Annotated in this window: 1 protein-coding gene and 1 pseudogene; both read right to left on the minus strand. The window is 55.6% G+C overall.

The window, feature by feature from the left end:
- Nucleotides 1–612: pseudogene (locus tag IB249_RS29520) on the minus strand (toxin); the annotation flags it as partial.
- 119 nt (nt 613–731) lie between these two features.
- Nucleotides 732–2,159: RHS repeat-associated core domain-containing protein (locus tag IB249_RS29525; RefSeq protein ID WP_192309932.1), on the minus strand; the 1,428-nt coding region annotated here is incomplete at its 5' end.

Below are 2,159 nucleotides of genomic sequence, written 5' to 3' on the forward strand. Positions count from 1 at the left end.
GCTGCGTAAATGACCGGCCAGCGACTGCGCAAACTGCTGTTCGTTACCCTGGGCATCGGTCCGGGACAGCGACTCGCCCAGCGGATTGAGGCGCACAGACGTCGTGAAACCGGGCAGTGGCGCATCGGTGAAATGGCGCCTGTGCGCCAGCACCGAACCGGTCAAAGCGTAATGGATGAAGTGCAGCGTTCCGGCAGGATCATCGTGCCGGATCAACCGCCCGCATTGGTTGTGATCGGCTGCCGCCTGATCGTTGGCCGCGTAGCTCAAACGCTCCGCACACACGGCTTCGCCACCCTGTGCCTGCTCGAACAAGGTCGTCAGCCGTCGTTGAACGTCGTAGTGCATCAGGCGCCGGGCGCCCCGGCCATCCCAATCGTGCACCGGCTGGCCGTCCTCGCCCAACAGCCTGAGACGCAGGCCTGCGTCCACACTGACGCTGCACAAGACAGCGCCGCTCAGGCTATGGGTCATGCTCAGGTTGGCCGGTGACGACGCCTCAAGGAACAACCGCGGATCCCGCAGATCGTTCGCTCGCCCTTGCGGGTCATAAACCGATCGATTGACCTGCACCTCGACGCCCTCGCCCTCCACAGCGCGATAGTAGTCCACCGATCGCACAGCCAATCCTCGCGGATCAACGACCGCTACTGTTGGTGTGTCACGGTGAATGGTTCTGGCCAACGATCGCATGACTACTCACCTTTAGTGTGATAAACGAAATTAAACGCTTACTTCCTCCATACCTTCTGCAGTTCAACTGCGTGTTCAAGTCGTTCATGAACATAACTTTTCGACAACATCGGAAAAATTTCCACATCGCCCGTGGAGTAGCAATAGGCTGTTGAATCACCCTTTACCGAAGTCCATTGCTGGTAGATTCTTTTATTTTTGAGCCCATCATCTATAACTCCCGCAAGACTCAAATTTGATTTTTTATCCCCCACTTTCAAAGGAAATTTCTTCTTCGCAGCTACTTCCAGCGAGCGCTCGTCAATGTAATTATCACCGGGCACGTATCCGGGTTCGCTGGTTTCATAAACCTTGGAAATTTCGAACGTGCCATGATCAGCCAGGTGCGCCACGGGAAATGTTGGCCATGCATCTGCGTACACTGCACCGTCCATGCGATGATCCCCAAGGACAACAAAGGAATGATCCATCCCTTGAGCGCCTACCCTGTACACCGGATCCGTTCGTGAAGAAGCGCTCGCCAGCAATTCGAAGGTAACCCGAGAGAACTCCCCACAATTTCCAGCGAACTCTTGAACCGCGTTGTTCATCAGAGTTCCTGAGCCGTCTCGTAGCAACTCAACAAGAGGGTGAACGAGTCCCCGTGTTCGCCATAAATCAATTGCCTGGTTACTAGAGCCGTATGGTAGTAAGGTCCTGGCAAACCGAATGGCCCTGTCAGCCAATATAAGTCTGTTCATAGTACCTTCATCAACTTCAACATAAACAGGACTTACTGGATTGTCATCTTCACGACCCAGGCTGACGTTCATTTTATTCATAGCCTCAACAGGAAAAACCTGCTTCCCACTAAGGCCTGCTAACTTTTCCTGCTTCTTGGTCATGTTGGAAATATCAATTCGTCCCAATCCTTGAACGTCCCTGTACGAAACCGGGTCTCCTTTAACGAAAGCAAACATATTTAATCCGTCCTGCTCTCCAGCCGGATCCGGATTCACCCAGCGCTGCAACCACGGCACGTAGTACCTGAACCCATAGTAATAAAGCCCCGTCGCATCCCGCTCTTTCCCCGAATAACGCACCGTCTTGTAACCGACCTGCACCGCTTCGCCGCTGGACCACGCGGTTTCGCCGAACGGGTAATAGCGCTCCTGGGTAATGACCTGGCCATCCTGGTCCAGCTCCAGCGTGCTGGATCCCAGGTGATCGGTCAGGCTGTAGCGCTGCTGGTCGTTGGCGATGCCATCGGGTTTTCCTGCCTGCCAGTGCAACACCCGCACGCTACCGCGCCCGGTGCTGACGTCGATGACGTGCAGTATTTCCCCGGTGCCGCTGTGCCTGCGGATTTCCAGGCCGGGCAGGTACAGCGTTTCAAGCAGCAACGATTGCGCGTGGGTTTGCAGCGAGCGGGTTTTGCGCACGCGCTGGCCGTCGGCGCCGTAGACGTATTGCTCGCTGTCGCTGAG

The sequence above is a fragment of the Pseudomonas sp. PDM04 genome, assembly GCF_014851765.1.
Lineage (GTDB): Bacteria > Pseudomonadota > Gammaproteobacteria > Pseudomonadales > Pseudomonadaceae > Aquipseudomonas.